Genomic DNA, 14,202 nt, shown 5'->3' on the forward strand with positions numbered 1-14,202 from the left:
TCAGCCGGTGGCCGTTCTTGTATCCGGACTCTCACTCCGACGCCGGGGCAAACGCCCGGATCAGGTGGGAACCCGTACACCACTTCTCAGGACGCAACCTTGTTGCACGGCGTAGGCCACGGTGCGTTGGCTGTCAGCCACGGCGGAACGACCCTAAGCCGGCCCCATGTGCTTGAGCTAACGCTGACGAATGTAGGCAATCGAGATCTGGAAGCTGCTCATTTCAGTAACCAGCCCATCGAGTTCACATCTAGTGCCACATTCATCGATGTACTTTCGCAGGTTTCCTCGCCCTCGTCCCAGCGGATCATCCCTGCAACCATCAGCGGGACCAAACTCGAACTCACGCCCGGCACGCTGCATCGGCATCAGAGCATCACGTACACGGCACTCGTTGATGGTGCCAGTCCGACCATCGACGCCGTGGCATCCCTGAGTAATGGCGACTTCCAGCGCCGCCGGGGATCAGACGCAAGCCAGTCAACGGATCGGACTCAGATCGCGGTGGCAATCGTGGGTGCGCTGGCCTCGGCAGTCGCCGTTGCGGTTCAAACGCTTCTCGACCTCAAATGAGCTGCCCGGCGGTTCGCCAGTGGCAGGAAGCGCACTGGGCGGATCGTCCATGTGATCCGGGTGCCGGCGTGGGTCACTGACACCGTGCACGGCTCGCCGCGTAAGAGGGCTCGGCGGGTCTCGATGCGGTGCTCGTGCAGCCACTCCCACGCCTCGTCCGATGCGTCGGTGTCCAGTGCTGGTGAGATCGTGCGGAGGGTGACGGCCACCCAGCGATCCGCCTGGGGCGCTGAGCGGGCGTCGAACGAGGCCACCAGCGCCGGTTGCCACTGCTCCGTCAGGTCCTCGGTCCAGCACTCGCACCAGTAGCCGTACCACGCCGCCGTTTCGTCAGAAATCGTAGGGGTGCCGTTGTCCCCCGGTTCGAGTCACCGGGCGGCCGGCTCTCCGGCCCGGCAATTCGGGCACTCACATGACGGGAAGGCGGAGGTGAGCGGTGGTGGTCCTTCGAGGGGCGGCACGCTCACTGTGCCGTGCTCCTGGGTGACGGCGCCGTGGCGGTTCACCCGGTACACCCTGATGGTCATCTTGGCGGTTGGCGGGTCATCCTGGGGCGGGCATGTAGCGTTCGCCATGTCGACGCTCCTTCGCAGCGTTGGCCGGCCCCGGGGTCGTTCGCGCGGCCGTCGGGGCGCATCTCGCCTCGTCGCCTTCGCATAGCTGTGGCGACGGTGAGTAAAGGGTGACAAGCCGCTGGATGAGGAACGCTCACAGTTTTGTGAGCGTCGTGAGCGCGTCTAGAGGCCGACCCAGGCCGCCATGTGGTTGAGCGTCTCCGGGGTGCGGCGGGACTGGTGCACCAGGCCGGTGATCGTCTCCCGGGCGGCGGGGTGGTAGCGGGTCTGCTCGGGGGCCAGGCGGCGAGCTTCTACGAGGGATTTCAGCGCCGCGTCGGTGAGCCCGGTCTCCATCTCGGCGCGGGCCCGTTCGATGAGGAAGTGGGCGCGGCGGGAAGTAGGGAGGCGGGAAGGCAATTTGATGTTCCGAGCCTGCTTCAGTGCGTCGTCGTGCTGGCACATCTCGATGGCGGCGGACATCTTGTGCAGGGCCACGTTGGCCGGACCGAAGCTGAGCCAGTGCACATCGGAGGCGTCGCCGATGCGCTGTGCGATCCGGTGGGCCTCGGCGATGTGCTGTTCGACGGACGAGCGCTGCTCGGCGCGGGCGGCGATGACCGCTCCGCCTAGGTGCAACTGTCCGGCCACGGCGAGTGCTTCTCGCGAAGGTTTATTCCGCGCGATCACGTCATGCCCGGTGGCGATGAGGCGTTGTCCGATCCGGTACTCGCCCTCGCGGAAGTAGACCAAGGCCCGCATGTACTGCCGTACGGCGGCCAGGCACGGGTCGGATGCGCGGTGCGCCGCCCAGTCCATGCGGTCCAGAGCGACTGTGGACAGGTCGTAGTAGCCGAGCTTGACGCTGATGTCGTGCGCCGTGCGGTATGCGGAGGACAGCGCCTGCCACAGCTCCGTAGAGGGGGTCGACCATGCCGTGTGGGTCAGTTCGGCGATGAGCCCCGGAAGATCGCGCGCCGCGCTGCGCAAGCGGGTAGCCCGCACCTCGACGCAGAGGTGGTCGGCCGCGGCGATGAGCTGTCGCGTCGGCCGGGGGGCCAGATCAGGGTTGGGGCCGAGGTCATACAGGTCCAGGGATTCGCGGATGGGCCGGACCAGTTCCGCCAGGCGGTCACGCTGCAGTTCGGTCACGTACGGCTGCCCGGTCAGGACCGTCACGTCGATGCTGAGGGCCCTGGCGCAGGCCGCGACGAAGGCGGCGGTGGCCGGGCGTGCGCCGCATTCGACCTGGTTCAGGTAGCTGTAGGAGTAGGGAAGCCGCTCGGCCAGCTGCCGTTGGGTGAGTCTGGCCAGTCTGCGCTGTTCCTTGATGCGTGAGCCCGTGTGGTCGTCGTCCCGCGTCGGCATACCGGTCTCCGTTCTGAGCACCCGATGGAACGGTACCCGCGTAGCTGTACGGGTACGTGGCTTCCGTCCCCCATCGCCCCTGGTGCCGGTGGTCGTGTGTGGTCGGATAGGCACATGACGACAACGCGTCCTGTCCTCTACCTCTTCGGCTCCGCTGCCCCACCGGTGTTCGACATGACGGAGGTCGTCGCAGATGCGCAGGGGCGAGGGTTCGACGTGTGTCTCGGGCTGACCCCGACCGCGGCACGCTGGCTTGAGCCGCAGAGGGCCGAGCTGGAGCGGATGACCGGGCACCCCGTGCGCAGCGCGTACAAGCTGCCGGGGGAGCCGGACGTGTGGCCGAAGGCGGACGTGATCGCGGTGGCGCCCGCGACCTTCAACACGGTCAACGCCTGGGCCCTCGGTATCACTCGTGACTTTGTGGTCGGCGTCGTCGCCGAGGGCATCGGCAAGGGCATCCCCTTGGTCGCGATGCCCTGCGTGAACGCCGCCTACGCGCAGCACCGGCAGTTCGAGCGGAGTCTCGCCGAGCTGCGTGAGATGGGTGTGCGTGTTCTGTATGGCGATGATGGTTTTGTCCCGAATCAGCCAGGGCAGGGCAAACCGAGCGAGTATCCGTGGCACCTGGTGCTCGGCGCGGTCGAGGAGATCGCCCTGGGCCGGTGGCCAAGGTGAGCCGGCACCGTCCCCGTGGCTCCAGGGGCTGCGTGGCCGGCCCAGCGACGGCCTCACCACAGTGTCAAGCTCCCGAGCCCCTGACGGCAGAAACAGCCCCTTGCCCGCGGACAACCCGCAGGCAAGGGGCCTGAGCAGCTGGGTTTCGCTTGTCGGAGCGTCAGTGCTTGAAGGAGCTCTTGGCCCCTTCCTTCGCGCCCCGCATCCTGCCCCTCGCTTCGAGGGCGGCGCCCTTTACCGCGAGATCGTCCTTGTGCACCGCGTGAGCCAGCGTTCGCACGGCCTTTCCCACAACCTGTTCGGCCTTTGCCTTGGCCTTCTCTCCGGCACTCATCTCGGTACCTCCACGCTTACTCACCGAGTGCCCGGGAGGGCGAGGAGGCATGTCTCCGCTCACGCGCCGGGCGCGCGGAAGGCGACCCGTCGGCGGGCGGCCTCGTCGATCTCTTCGAGGGCGAGGAGGGGAGTGGCCCGGGTCTGGAGGGCGCCGCTGGCCTTGACGGTGAGGCTGACGGCGGCCATCGACACCGGGTCGGGGAGGTCGATGATGCACACGAGGTCGTCCTCCCCGAAGGCGAAGTACATGGCCTCGACCGTCCCGCCGAGGTCGGCGACGACCCGGTCGACGGCGTCGCGACGCCCGCTGGCGCCTTCCTTGAGCAGCCCCTTCGTGCCCTCCGGCGTGTAGGTGGCCTGGATGAGGAACTTCGGCATGGGGCTGCTCCCTGTCCGCTTCTTCTCCGACAGCACGATGGCCTACCCGGTGCCACGTCGGACGCCACTCAGCGACGGCTTGATTCACTCGGAAGCCGACGTCTCTCCTTCTCCGCTGAGTAGCCGAGCACAGCAGAGGGCCCCTTGACCGCGAGAAAGTCGCAGGTAGGGGGCCTGGAGGGCGAAGGTTGCTTCTTCTTCGCCTGGCTCTGGCGGGCCCGTCTTCCGCCCGCACCCGACAGCGATGTCACCCGAATGGCGCAACGTGACGTGCCACCCACATGGGCGAAGGTCAAGCTGACTAGTGCCCCAACCGAGGCAATCCGTGAAAGGCGAACCACATGCGCATTCGACGAATCCTCGCCACCGTCATCGCCACGACAGCCCTCGCCGGACTCGGCCTCACAGGCGCCGCCACCGCCATCGCCGCCACCGCACAGGGCGCCCCGTCCTACGTCACCCCTTCCGAGTGCAAGCAGGGCGGCGGAACGGCAGATCTGACGGACAACCTCTGCAAGGGCGGTATGCACGACGGGGAGAAGATCGACTGAATCCCGCAAGGCGCCCCGCGGCCACGCGCCGCGGGGCGCTCCCGCGCGACTGTGCCGACGCAACGGGGACGGACTGGCGCTTGCCCCTAGGGAGCGCTCGCCCATGACATGGATGTGGTCCGAGCGGTGCGCAAGGTGACCGGGCTGAGCTTGTGGTACAGCCGGGTCCTGGCGCGCCAAGCCCCCGTCACCCTCCTTGAGGGTCTGCCTGCGGACAGGGCCCAGTCCGCTGTCGCTCTGCTCCGGAGCGCCGGCGCCAGAGTGGAGTGGAGACAGGAACCGGAGCCCGGAGAGCGCACCGCCCCATCGCCCTGACGGCCCACAGGCGGCCCCAGAAGGCGAAGAAGCCCCCTCCCAGCGGGGAAACCGCAGGCGGGGGGCTTGTCCGTGGGCGCTTACTTCTTCTTGCCCTGGTTCTTGACCGCCTCGATCGCGGCCGCCGCCGCCTCCGGGTCGAGGTACTTGCCGCCGGGGGTGACCGGCTTGAAGTCGGCGTCCAGCTCGTAGTAGAGGGGGATGCCCGTCGGGATGTTCAGGCCCGCGATGTCCGCGTCGGAGATGCCGTCCAGGTGCTTGACCAGGGCGCGCAGGCTGTTGCCGTGGGCGGCGATCAGGACCGTGCGGCCGGTCAGCAGGTCGGGGACGATGGCGTCGTACCAGTACGGGAGCATCCGGATGACGACGTCCTTCAGGCACTCCGTGCGCGGGCGCAGCTCCGGCGGGATGGAGGCGTAGCGCGCGTCGTTCGCCTGGGAGAACTCGGAGTCGTCCGACAGCGGCGGGGGCGGGGTGTCGTACGAGCGGCGCCAGAGCATGAACTGCTCCTCGCCGAACTCGGCCAGCGTCGCAGCCTTGTCCTTGCCCTGGAGGGCGCCGTAGTGGCGCTCGTTCAGGCGCCAGGAGCGGTGGACGGGGATCCAGTGGCGGTCCGCGGCCTCCAGCGCGAGCTGGGCCGTGCGGATCGCGCGCTTCTGGAGGGACGTGTGGACCACGTCGGGGAGGAGATCGGCGTCCTTCAGGAGCTCGCCACCGCGGACTGCCTCCTTCTCGCCCTTCTCGTTCAGGTTCACGTCCACCCAGCCGGTGAACAGGTTCTTCGCGTTCCACTCGCTCTCGCCGTGGCGGAGGAGGATCAGCTTGTACGGTGCGTCGGCCATGGCCTTTAGCCTACCTAAGGGGGATGGGGGCCGTGTCTGGCACGGGGGGCCCTGCTCCGCCGTAGCGCGCCGGTCGGCCGGCGGGGCCACGGGTCGGTAACGGGCACACCAAGTCCGGGTTGCTTCTCGTACAACGATTCGCCACATTCGGGTGTCTCTTCAACGCCGGGAGGTTGAGGGCTCGGGAAGAGGAGTACACGACGTGACCGTGCGTTCCTTTGTGCGGCGGATGCGACCGCGGGTCGAGCGGAAGGCCGCCGAGCAGGTCTGGCAACTGCGCACCATGCGACGGCGCCGCAGGGCGGTGGTCACGGATCCGGTGCTGCGCCCGGTCCTGGTGCGGGGCCAGCGGTCGTACGGCCGGGTCGTGGACCGGTTCAGCGCCGCCGAGGCCGCCGCGGCCAACCTGGATCTCGTGGTCGGCGCGCTGGAGCAGGAGGGCATCTCCTATTTCCTGGTGTCCTCCCGGACCCGGTACACGGTCGGCGTGAACGCCGTGGACCGGGCGCGGTTACTCGCCGCGCTGGAGACGCGGAACGCGGGTACGGCCGTGTTCATCGGCCGTCCGCTGCCCGGCGGCCGGCTCCAGCACCCGGCCCTGTTCCTGGACGGCGTCCTGCCTGCCGCGCTGCGCACGGCCCCCGTGCTGCGCGTGGGCGAGAACCACCTCGGCCCCGCCGGCCAACTGCTCGCCGGACCGGAGCTTGCCTGTGACGTCGAGTTCTGGGAGGACGGCGCGGAGCTGCTCGCCTCCGCCGACGGGCCGCGGCGGCTGGCCAAGGTACAGCCCCAGGCGTCCGCCGACGTCTTCGCCGAGTCGCTCGTCACCCCCCGTAACAACGGGGTGACCGACGTGCTGCCGGCGAGTGAGCAGAAGCTGGTCACCGTGCGCGTCGGCGAGCGGGAGCTGCCCAGCTTCGCCCCGCTCACCCTGCCCACCGTGAACCAGGTGACCTTCCCCGTCGACGTCGTCTACACCTGGGTGGACGGCGAGGAGCCGGCGATGCGGGCCAAGCGGGCCCGGTACCAGGAGGACGGCATCGCCGAGATCCTGGACAAGGAGACGGGCGCCTCCCGCTACACCAGCCACGACGAGCTGAAGTACTCGCTGCGCTCGCTCGCGATGTACGCCGACTTCGTCCGGCACATCCACCTCGTCACCGACGGCCAGAAGCCGCACTGGCTGGACGACACCGCCCCCGGCATCACGGTCGTCGACCACCGCGACATCTTCCCGGCCGACGTGCTGCCCGTCTTCAACTCGCACGCGATCGAGACCCGGCTGCACCACATACCGGGCCTGTCCGAGCACTACCTGTACTTCAACGACGACGTCTTCGTCGGCCGCCGGGTCACCCCGGAGCACTTCTTCTTCGGCAGCGGTCTGCTGAAGATCCCGGTGTCACCGCTCAAGATCGGCGTCGGCAAGCCGCACGCCGAGGAGACCGCCACCAACTCCGCCAGCAAGAACGTACGGCGGCTGCTGCTGGAGGAGTTCGGGCGGCTGACGACGCACAACTTCATGCATACCCCGCTGCCGCAGCGACGCGGCACGCTGCGGGCGCTGGAGGAGCTGTTCCCGGAGGACATCCGGCGCACCACCGCCTCCCGGTTCCGTTCGCCGCAGGACATCGCGATGACGGCGCCGCTGCTCTACCAGTACGCGCTGATGACCGGCCAGGGCGTCCCCGGCAAGTTCAGCTTCCGGTACGTGAACATCAGCCGGCCCGACGCCGAGCCGCGCCTGACCGACCTGCGCCGCAACCGCCGCTTCGACTTCTTCTGCCTCAACGACGTCGACGTGCCGCCGGAGGAGCGGGAGCAGGTCAGCGCCCGGATGCACGAGTTCCTGGAGCACTACTTCCCCTTCCCGAGCCCCTTCGAGAAGCAGGGCTGACGGTCGCGGCCATGGCCATCGACGTCCGTCACCGACTCGCATCACCGTCGCCCGGACCGCGGGCCGTCCGGGACCTGCTGCGTCCGCTGTCGCGCCTGCTGGGTCGCCTGCGGCTGTGGCTCGCGGCCCGGCTCTGGGCGCTGCGCGCAGCCCCGGCCCGCCGCCGGCTGCGCGCCGCCGTCCCGGGGCTGCGCCGGGTCGCCTGCGGGCCGGTACGGCTGTACGGGCTCACGGTCGCCGCGTACACCGCCGTGGAGGCCGCCGCCACCGACCTGGAGCAGGTGTGCGCCGCGCTGGAGGCGGCCGGCGTCCCGTACTTCCTGGTCCCGGCCGAGCCGGGGCCCGGGGTGCCGCGGCCGGTGGTCGGGGTGGAGGAGCCGTACCGCGTCGCGGTCCTGGCGCGGGCCCGGGAGCACTTCGCGCGCGGCGCCGGGTACGTCGGTGCGGTGGGGCCGGACGGTGCCGTGACCAGCGCGGTGCTGTGGGCCGACGGCAAGCTGCCGCGGGCGCTGCGGTGCGCCCCCGTGCTGCGGGCCGGTGTGGTCCGGCTGGGGCCCTGTGGGCAGGTGCTCGGCGGGCTGGAGACGGGATGCGACATCGAGTTCTGGCGGTACGGGCGTGAGCTGGGCGCGGACCCCGCGCATCTGACGGTGCCGGGTACGAGCCTCCAGGACGACTTCGGCCCGGCACTGGTCGCCCCACGCCGCAACGCCGTCTCGGAGGTCCTGCCGCCGACGGCTCGGGAGCCGGCTGAGGCGACGGGGCGGCAGCCGTTACCGCCGACGGGGGAGCAGCCGCTCGATCCCGTGGGGAAGCAGCCGCTCGGCCCGGCGGGGGAGCAGTCGTGCGTGTCTGCCGGGCGGCAGTCGTCTACGTGTGCTGGGCGGCAGCCGTCCGGGTCGGCCGGGGAGCAACCGTCCGGGTCGCCCGGGGAGCAGCCGTCAGCGTTGCCTGAACAGCGGACGCTCACCCCTGCCGGGCAACAACCGTCCGCGCCGCCCGGCCGGCGACCGCCCACCCCCGCGGAGCGGCACGGCACGGCTCCCGGCGCCCGGTGCTCCCTGCCGACCTTCGCCGTGTTCGCCGAGCCCGGTATCGATCAGGTCTGCTTCCCCGTCGACGCCGTGTACACCTGGGTGGACGGGGACGACCCGGTGATGGCCGTGAAGCGCCGGGCCCATCAGGCGCTGTCCGACGACGTCATCGCCCCGCGCGAGACGGGCGCCTCCCGCTACACCAGCCACGACGAACTGAAGTACGCGCTGCGGTCGCTGGAGATGTACGCCGGTTTCATCCGGAACGTCTACCTCGTGACCGACGCGCAGACACCGGCCTGGCTGAACCCGGACGCGGTGGGCCTGACCGTCATCGACCACCGGGACATCCTCCCGGCCGACGCGCTGCCCGTCTTCAACTCGCACGCGATAGAGAGCCGGCTGCACCACATCCCGGGCCTGTCGGAGCACTACCTCTACTTCAACGACGACGTCTTCATCAACCACCCGGTGCGCGCCGAGAACTTCTTCCACGGCAACGGCATCGCCCGCATCCCGCTGTCCCCGCTGAAGCTCGGCGTCGGCGCCCCGCACCCGCTGGAGCCGGCGCCGAACTCCGCCGGGAAGAACGCCCGCGAGGTGATCCGGCGCTTCCACGGCAGGTACGTCACGCACAAGTCGCTGCACACTCCGCACCCCCAACTGATGTCGGTCATGCGGGAGATGGAGGGCCTCGGCATCGAGGAGCTGGAGCGGACGGCGTACTCGCGCTTCCGGTCCACCACCGACGTCGCGCCGGCGTCCACGCTCCACCACCACTGGGCCATCGCGACGGGCCGGGCGGTACCGGCCGACTACAGCTTCCGGTACGTCCAACTGGGCACGCCGGACATGCGGCGGCGGCTGGCGCGGCTCGCGGCCGGCGAGGACGTGGACTTCTTCTGCCTCAACGACGTGGACACCGACCCGGCGGACCGGGCGGCGGCGCGGTCGGCCATCCGCGCCTTCCTGGAGCGGAAGTATCCGTTCCCCAGCCGTTTCGAGCGGGCGGCACGGGCGACGTCGCATCCTTCCGCTCCCTCCGCTCCCTCTGTTTCCTCCGCTCCTACGCGCCCCCGCCCACCCCTCCGACCGCACCGCGCCGGGCGCGCCGACGCCGCCCGGCCGTGGCTCGATTGACGCGACTTGTTAATTGATTGGCGTCTCCCAGGCCCCCGCTCGTAACTTGTGCTCACCGCTTGAGCCGCTTACAGACGTGGGGGATCCTCGATGTCACCAGCCCGTGTGAGACGTGCCGTCCACGAATCCGTCTCCGGGCTCCCCAGAGAGTTCTGGTGGCTGTGGACCAGCACCCTCGTCAACCGGCTGGGCGCGTTCGTGGCCACGTTCATGGCCCTCTACCTCACGCTCGACCGCGGCTACTCCGCCTCGTACGCCGGTCTCGTCGCCTCCCTGCACGGGCTCGGCGGGGTCGTCTCCTCGCTGGCCGGCGGGGTGATGGCCGACCGGCTCGGCCGGCGGCCCACGCTGCTCATCGCGCAGACCGCCACCGCCGCCTCGGTCGCCCTGCTCGGCTTCATGACCGACCCGGTCGCCATCGCCGCCGTCGCCTTCCTCGTCGGCATGGCCTCCAACGCCTCCCGGCCGGCCGTGCAGGCGATGATGGCCGACATCGTCCGCCCCGAGGACCGGGTGCGGGCCTTCTCCCTCAACTACTGGGCGATCAACCTGGGCTTCGCCGTCTCCTCCATGGCCGCCGGGTTCATCGCCGAGTTCAGCTATCTCGCCGGGTTCCTGATCGAGGCGGGGATGACCCTGGCCTGCGCGGTCGTCGTCTTCGCCAAGGTGCCGGAGTCGCGGCCGGCGGTCACGGCCAAGCAGGCGGAGGACGGTGTCAGCCTGGGCACGGTGCTGCGGGACGGGCGGTACATGGCCGTCGTCGGACTGTCCTTCCTCGTCGCCCTGGTCTTCCAGCAGGGTTCGGTCGGACTGCCGGTGGCCATGGGGCGGGCCGGGTTCTCCCCGGCCGACTACGGTCTCGCCATCGCCGTCAACGGCATCCTGATCGTCGTCCTCCAGATCCCCGTCACCCGGTTCATCGAGCACCGCGACCCGCGCACCCTCTTGGTCGCCTCCTCGCTCCTCGCGGGATACGGCTTCGGGCTCACCGCGTTCGCCGGCTCGGTCGGTGTCTTCATGGTCACCGTGTGCGTGTGGACCCTGGCCGAGATCGTCAACGCCCCGACCCAGACCGGCCTCGTCGTCCGCCTCTCCCCGGTCCACGGCCGCGGGCGCTACCAGGGCATGTACACCCTCTCCTGGTCCGTCGCCGCCCTGATCGCTCCCCTGATGTCGGGCGTGGTCATCGACCACCTCGGCGCCGGGTGGCTGTGGGGGACGTGCGCGGTGGTGGGGACGGCGGCCGGGCTCGGCTACGGCGTCCTGATGCGCCGCCTGCCCCAGGAGCAGCCGGCCCCGGCCAGGGCGCGGGCGGACGCCGAGACCGAGGTCCGTACGGCCTAGGCAGCCGCTGCCGAGGGCCTCACAGGGCCGGCAGGAAGCCGCCGCGGGCCGTGCCCGAGGAGAGCAGGGCGGACCAGTCGAGGGTCTCGGGCAGCCGGTGCAGGGACAGCACGACCGCCCCGCCCGCCCGCTCGGCGTCCCCGCACCAGTCACCCATGTCGCCGGGCGCTCCCTCCGCGCCGATCACCGGGGCGGCGAGGGCGGGGACGACGAGGCCGTGATCGCCGGGTCCGTCCACGACACACAGGGTGAGCCGCGGGGCGATGCTCCACCCCTCGCACACCGGCACCGCCCCGTCGGGCGCGGTCAGCACCGGCAGCACGTCGTGGACGGACGCCTCGGCCAGCAGCAGCACGGGCGTCGCCCCACGGACGAACAGGGTCTTCTCGGGATCCAGCAGCATGGCCCCACTCTCGCAGGACCGGCGCGGGGGCGCGGGAGAGGGGTGGCGCCGACGTGCGGGGTTCGCCGGGGAGGGGCTGGCGCCGACGTGGGTCTCGCCTACGTGCCCCGGGAGGGGGGTGGCGCCGACGCGGGCCTCGCCGACGTGCCCCGGGGGAACGTGCGCCGACGTGCGGGGCTCGGCGACGTGCCCTGGGGGAGGACCGCCGGTATGCGGGCCGCGTTAGCGCGGGGCCCGGGAGGGAGGTGCCGTCGGCGCGCCGACGTGCGCCGACGTGCGGGGCTCGGCGACGTGCCCTGGGGGAGGACCGCCGGTATGCGGGCCGCGTTAGCGCGGGGCCCGGGAGGGAGGTGCCGTCGGCAGAGACGTGCCGCCAACCCGCGGTGCGCACGTCGGCAGAAACGCGCAGTTACCTCCCCCTTTCTGGGAACTCGGCAGGCGGATGCCGGTGGATCATGCCGGTGGAGACCGTGCCGCGGCAGGGGTGATGAGCATGCCGCCCGAGAAGTCCGGGTCGTCCGCGGGTGGCGGCGGGCCGCCCGAGGCCGAGGTGCGGCTGCGGGTCAGTGAGGCGCTGGCGGCCGCCGCGCGGGGTGCCGACGAGCCCCGGGCGGTGCCCGGCGCGCTGTGCGCGGCGTGCGTGCGGCTGCTGCCGGTCACCGGTTCCTCGGTGTCGATCTCCGGCGGCAAGGGCGTCCGCATGACCTGGTGCGCCAGCGACCGGGTCGCCGCCCGGCTGGCGGAGCTCCAGTACACGGTGGGCGACGGCCCCTGCCAGACCGCCCTCGACCAAGGCGTCCCCGTCCTCGCCGCCGACCTCACCCAGGGTCCAGACGTCCGCCGCTGGCCGATCTTCGCGCACGAGGCGGTGGGTCTCGGCGTCCGCGCGGTGTTCTCGCTGCCGCTCGGCGTCAGCGGCGCCGCCGTCGGCACCCTCGACCTGTACAGCGAGCGGGTGGGCGGGCTGGCCGAGCCCGATCTGCGGGTCGCGCTGTGGGTGCGGGACGCGGTCACCCTGGCGCTGATGAACCTCCAGGCGGCCCGGCACGCCCACGCCGACGGGGGCGCCGAGGAGGACACCGAGGGCGAGGTGGCGTCCTGGGTGGCGGCCTCCGAGGCCGGCCACACCGAGGTCTACCAGGCGGTCGGCATGGTGATGGTGCAACTGGACGTGGACCCCGAGCAGGCCCTGGACCGGCTGCGGGCCCGCGCGTACGCCGACGGCCGCACGGTCAGCCAGGTGGCCCGGGAGGTCCTGACCCGCCGGCTGAGCTTCCGGCCGGAGAAGGACGGCGGGGACCCGGCTCGCCCCTACGGCGGTGGCCCCGCTCCCCCCTGGGGAGGACGGGCCTGACGTCCGCCGGCGCGGAAGGGGCGCCGCCCTCACACCTCCAGCGGTACCGGATGCACCTCGTCCGCCCGATGGCCGGCGCGCTCGTGGATGCGCTGGACGGCCTCCGCCGAGGGTGCCTCGGAGAGGCAGTAGACGATGCCGGACTCCGGGTCCGCCCAGGCATGCTCGAAGTGCACCGACTCGTCCGCCTCGATGGCGAGGTCGGCCCGGTGCGCCTCCATCAGCTGGTCGGCCGTGATGCCTTCCATGCCGCGGTGTACGTCGATGAACTTGGCCATGGCCCGACACCTCCTCCTCGCGCCGGTTGTCCGTCCCCCGCTCCTTCCATGCTGCGCCCGAGGGGAGGGAGGGGCATCCGGTACGACGGGGGCCGGTGTGAACCGCGCTCACACCGGCCCGGACATGCCGTTCAGCCGCACTGGCAGGGGTTGCCCGACTGGCACCCGCAGCCGCAGCCGGAGCCGCAGCCGCAGGCGCCGAACAGCGGAAGTGTCCTGATCTCGGCGGGCTGCTCGGTCTCGCGCTCCTGCGTCGGGTCGGGCGTGGTGCTGGGGGATTCGGCCATGGGTCCCTCCTAGACCTGGGGCAGGGTGCCCTCGCCCATTCCATGCCCGTTCCGCCGGGCGCATCAACGGCGCACGGAGGCGTTCGCGGACCCGGCCCGCCCCGGCCCGCTCCCGCCCCGGAGGGGTTACGCCCCCTCGGTGCCCGTCACCGGCTGGATGTCCGGCTGCAGCTCGTCCGCGTGCTCACCGGTCACCAGGTAGACCACGCGCTTGGCGACGGCCACGGCGTGGTCGGCGTACCGCTCGTAGTAGCGGCCCAGCAGGGTGACGTCCACGGCCGTCTCGATGCCGTGCTTCCAGCGGTCGTCGATCAGGTGCTGGAAGAGCGTGCGGTGCAGCAGGTCCATCTCGTCGTCGTCCTGCTCCAGCTGGAGCGCGAGGTCGACGTCCTTGGTCACGAGCACTTCGGCCGCCTTGGCCATCAGGCGCTGCGCGAGCTGGCCCATCTCCAGGATGGTGGCGTGCAGGTCGTACGGAACGGCCCGGTCCGGGAAGCGCAGCCGCGCGAGCTTCGCCACGTGCTGGGCGAGGTCGCCGGAGCGCTCCAGGTCGGCGGACATGCGCAGCGACGTGACGACGATCCGCAGGTCCGTCGCCACCGGCTGCTGCCGGGCCAGCAGTGCTATCGCCCGCGCCTCCAGGTCGTGCTGGAGTTCGTCGACCTTCTTGTCGGCCTCGATCACGCTCTCGGCCAGCTTGAGGTCGGTGTCGAGGATGGCGGTCGTGGCGCGCCCGATCGCCGATCCGACCAGCCGGGCCATCTCCACCAGTCCGTCGCCGATCGAGTCCAGTTCCTCGTGGTACGCGTCCCGCATCAGGGTTCCCTCTCATCGGTGTGCTTGGTCCCCACGCTCCCACGTTCCGCCCCGCAC

The 14,202-nt window shown here is 71.0% G+C and carries 17 protein-coding genes; 8 read left to right on the top strand and 9 right to left on the bottom strand.

All coding sequences use genetic code 11. From position 1 onward, the window contains the following. Positions 1-573 (top strand): hypothetical protein (locus OO52_RS50725; RefSeq protein WP_209439608.1); only part of this gene is annotated, 573 nt, incomplete at its 5' end. Here the strand turns inward: OO52_RS50725 and OO52_RS52535 are convergent. After that, on the bottom strand, positions 549-911 hold the full coding sequence (locus OO52_RS52535; protein WP_030989302.1) for a hypothetical protein: 363 nt from the start codon (positions 909-911) through the stop codon (positions 549-551). The two genes, OO52_RS50725 and OO52_RS52535, sit on opposite strands and share 25 nt — an antisense overlap. Positions 912-1,310: 399 nt before the next feature. Then, the gene (locus OO52_RS08755) at positions 1,311-2,495 is read right to left on the bottom strand and encodes a helix-turn-helix domain-containing protein (protein WP_030643160.1); all 1,185 of its coding nucleotides are present in this window, start codon (positions 2,493-2,495) and stop codon (positions 1,311-1,313) included. Positions 2,496-2,609: 114 nt separating this feature from the next. On the opposite strand from OO52_RS08755, the gene OO52_RS08760 reads away from it, so the two are divergent. Continuing rightward, positions 2,610-3,170, top strand: coding sequence for a flavoprotein (locus OO52_RS08760; protein ID WP_030643158.1), 561 nt, complete (start codon positions 2,610-2,612; stop codon positions 3,168-3,170). Positions 3,171-3,330: 160 nt separating this feature from the next. On the opposite strand, the gene OO52_RS51430 is transcribed toward OO52_RS08760, so the two are convergent. Both OO52_RS51430 and OO52_RS08765 read right to left on the bottom strand, forming a co-directional pair. Then, entirely contained in the window at positions 3,331-3,504 is a 174-nt protein-coding gene (locus OO52_RS51430) for a hypothetical protein (protein WP_167347905.1), read from the bottom strand. 59 nt (positions 3,505-3,563) lie between these two features. Continuing rightward, positions 3,564-3,884 carry a GYD domain-containing protein gene (locus OO52_RS08765; RefSeq protein WP_030643156.1) on the bottom strand — a complete coding sequence of 107 codons (321 nt, stop codon included), beginning with the start codon at positions 3,882-3,884 and terminating at the stop codon, positions 3,564-3,566. A 341-nt stretch (positions 3,885-4,225) separates the two neighbouring features. Here OO52_RS08765 and OO52_RS08770 point away from each other — a divergent pair, with 341 nt between their 5' ends. After that, complete coding sequence (locus OO52_RS08770; protein WP_030643154.1) at positions 4,226-4,435, top strand: hypothetical protein; 210 nt, start codon at positions 4,226-4,228, stop codon at positions 4,433-4,435. Between the two features lie 108 nt (positions 4,436-4,543). Next, a complete protein-coding gene (locus tag OO52_RS08775) occupies positions 4,544-4,750 on the top strand; it encodes a ribosomal protein L7/L12 (RefSeq protein WP_037628894.1) in 207 nt (68 codons plus the stop codon). Positions 4,751-4,830: 80 nt separating this feature from the next. On the opposite strand, the gene OO52_RS08780 is transcribed toward OO52_RS08775, so the two are convergent. Then, positions 4,831-5,592: a phosphoglyceromutase gene (locus OO52_RS08780; protein WP_030643150.1), complete on the bottom strand. Its 762-nt coding sequence runs from the start codon at positions 5,590-5,592 to the stop codon at positions 4,831-4,833. A gap of 202 nt (positions 5,593-5,794) precedes the next feature. On the opposite strand from OO52_RS08780, the gene OO52_RS08785 reads away from it, so the two are divergent. From OO52_RS08785 to OO52_RS08795, 3 genes are all read left to right on the top strand, one after another. Continuing rightward, the gene (locus tag OO52_RS08785; protein ID WP_030643148.1) at positions 5,795-7,489 is read left to right on the top strand and encodes a stealth family protein; all 1,695 of its coding nucleotides are present in this window, start codon (positions 5,795-5,797) and stop codon (positions 7,487-7,489) included. An 11-nt stretch (positions 7,490-7,500) separates the two neighbouring features. After that, a complete protein-coding gene (locus tag OO52_RS08790; RefSeq protein WP_158712482.1) occupies positions 7,501-9,663 on the top strand; it encodes a stealth conserved region 3 domain-containing protein in 2,163 nt (720 codons plus the stop codon). 90 nt (positions 9,664-9,753) lie between these two features. Beyond that, positions 9,754-11,007 (top strand): MDR family MFS transporter, encoded by a 1,254-nt coding sequence (locus tag OO52_RS08795; protein ID WP_030643146.1) that lies wholly within the window; start codon positions 9,754-9,756, stop codon positions 11,005-11,007. 19 nt (positions 11,008-11,026) lie between these two features. Here OO52_RS08795 and OO52_RS08800 read toward each other — a convergent pair whose 3' ends face one another. Further along, positions 11,027-11,410, bottom strand: coding sequence for a hypothetical protein (locus OO52_RS08800; RefSeq protein WP_030643143.1), 384 nt, complete (start codon positions 11,408-11,410; stop codon positions 11,027-11,029). 493 nt (positions 11,411-11,903) lie between these two features. Here OO52_RS08800 and OO52_RS08805 point away from each other — a divergent pair, with 493 nt between their 5' ends. Continuing rightward, a complete protein-coding gene (locus OO52_RS08805; RefSeq protein ID WP_051818317.1) occupies positions 11,904-12,764 on the top strand; it encodes a GAF and ANTAR domain-containing protein in 861 nt (286 codons plus the stop codon). 29 nt (positions 12,765-12,793) lie between these two features. On the opposite strand, the gene OO52_RS08810 is transcribed toward OO52_RS08805, so the two are convergent. From OO52_RS08810 to phoU, 3 genes are all read right to left on the bottom strand, one after another. Next, complete coding sequence (locus OO52_RS08810) at positions 12,794-13,042, bottom strand: SCO4226 family nickel-binding protein (RefSeq protein WP_030643140.1); 249 nt, start codon at positions 13,040-13,042, stop codon at positions 12,794-12,796. Positions 13,043-13,173: 131 nt separating this feature from the next. Next, positions 13,174-13,329 (bottom strand): hypothetical protein, encoded by a 156-nt coding sequence (locus OO52_RS51435; RefSeq protein ID WP_167347904.1) that lies wholly within the window; start codon positions 13,327-13,329, stop codon positions 13,174-13,176. 126 nt (positions 13,330-13,455) lie between these two features. Further along, positions 13,456-14,145 carry a phosphate signaling complex protein PhoU gene (gene phoU, locus OO52_RS08815; RefSeq protein ID WP_030643138.1) on the bottom strand — a complete coding sequence of 230 codons (690 nt, stop codon included), beginning with the start codon at positions 14,143-14,145 and terminating at the stop codon, positions 13,456-13,458. Positions 14,146-14,202 lie beyond the last annotated feature (57 nt).

Source organism: Streptomyces flaveolus (assembly GCF_000716535.1).
Classification (GTDB): Bacteria; Actinomycetota; Actinomycetes; order Streptomycetales; family Streptomycetaceae; genus Streptomyces; species Streptomyces flaveolus_A.

Coding starts and splice junctions, on each gene's coding strand:
- OO52_RS08795 (WP_030643146.1), top strand. CDS start 9,754: ATGTCACCAGCCCGTGTGAGACGTGCCGTCCACGAATCCGTCTCCGGG.
- OO52_RS08775 (WP_037628894.1), top strand. CDS start 4,544: ATGGATGTGGTCCGAGCGGTGCGCAAGGTGACCGGGCTGAGCTTGTGG.
- OO52_RS08780 (WP_030643150.1), bottom strand. CDS start 5,592: ATGGCCGACGCACCGTACAAGCTGATCCTCCTCCGCCACGGCGAGAGC.
- OO52_RS08770 (WP_030643154.1), top strand. CDS start 4,226: ATGCGCATTCGACGAATCCTCGCCACCGTCATCGCCACGACAGCCCTC.
- OO52_RS08755 (WP_030643160.1), bottom strand. CDS start 2,495: ATGCCGACGCGGGACGACGACCACACGGGCTCACGCATCAAGGAACAG.
- OO52_RS08765 (WP_030643156.1), bottom strand. CDS start 3,884: ATGCCGAAGTTCCTCATCCAGGCCACCTACACGCCGGAGGGCACGAAG.
- OO52_RS51430 (WP_167347905.1), bottom strand. CDS start 3,504: ATGAGTGCCGGAGAGAAGGCCAAGGCAAAGGCCGAACAGGTTGTGGGA.
- OO52_RS08805 (WP_051818317.1), top strand. CDS start 11,904: ATGCCGCCCGAGAAGTCCGGGTCGTCCGCGGGTGGCGGCGGGCCGCCC.
- OO52_RS08790 (WP_158712482.1), top strand. CDS start 7,501: ATGGCCATCGACGTCCGTCACCGACTCGCATCACCGTCGCCCGGACCG.
- OO52_RS08760 (WP_030643158.1), top strand. CDS start 2,610: ATGACGACAACGCGTCCTGTCCTCTACCTCTTCGGCTCCGCTGCCCCA.
- OO52_RS51435 (WP_167347904.1), bottom strand. CDS start 13,329: ATGGCCGAATCCCCCAGCACCACGCCCGACCCGACGCAGGAGCGCGAG.
- OO52_RS08800 (WP_030643143.1), bottom strand. CDS start 11,410: ATGCTGCTGGATCCCGAGAAGACCCTGTTCGTCCGTGGGGCGACGCCC.
- OO52_RS08810 (WP_030643140.1), bottom strand. CDS start 13,042: ATGGCCAAGTTCATCGACGTACACCGCGGCATGGAAGGCATCACGGCC.
- phoU (WP_030643138.1), bottom strand. CDS start 14,145: ATGCGGGACGCGTACCACGAGGAACTGGACTCGATCGGCGACGGACTG.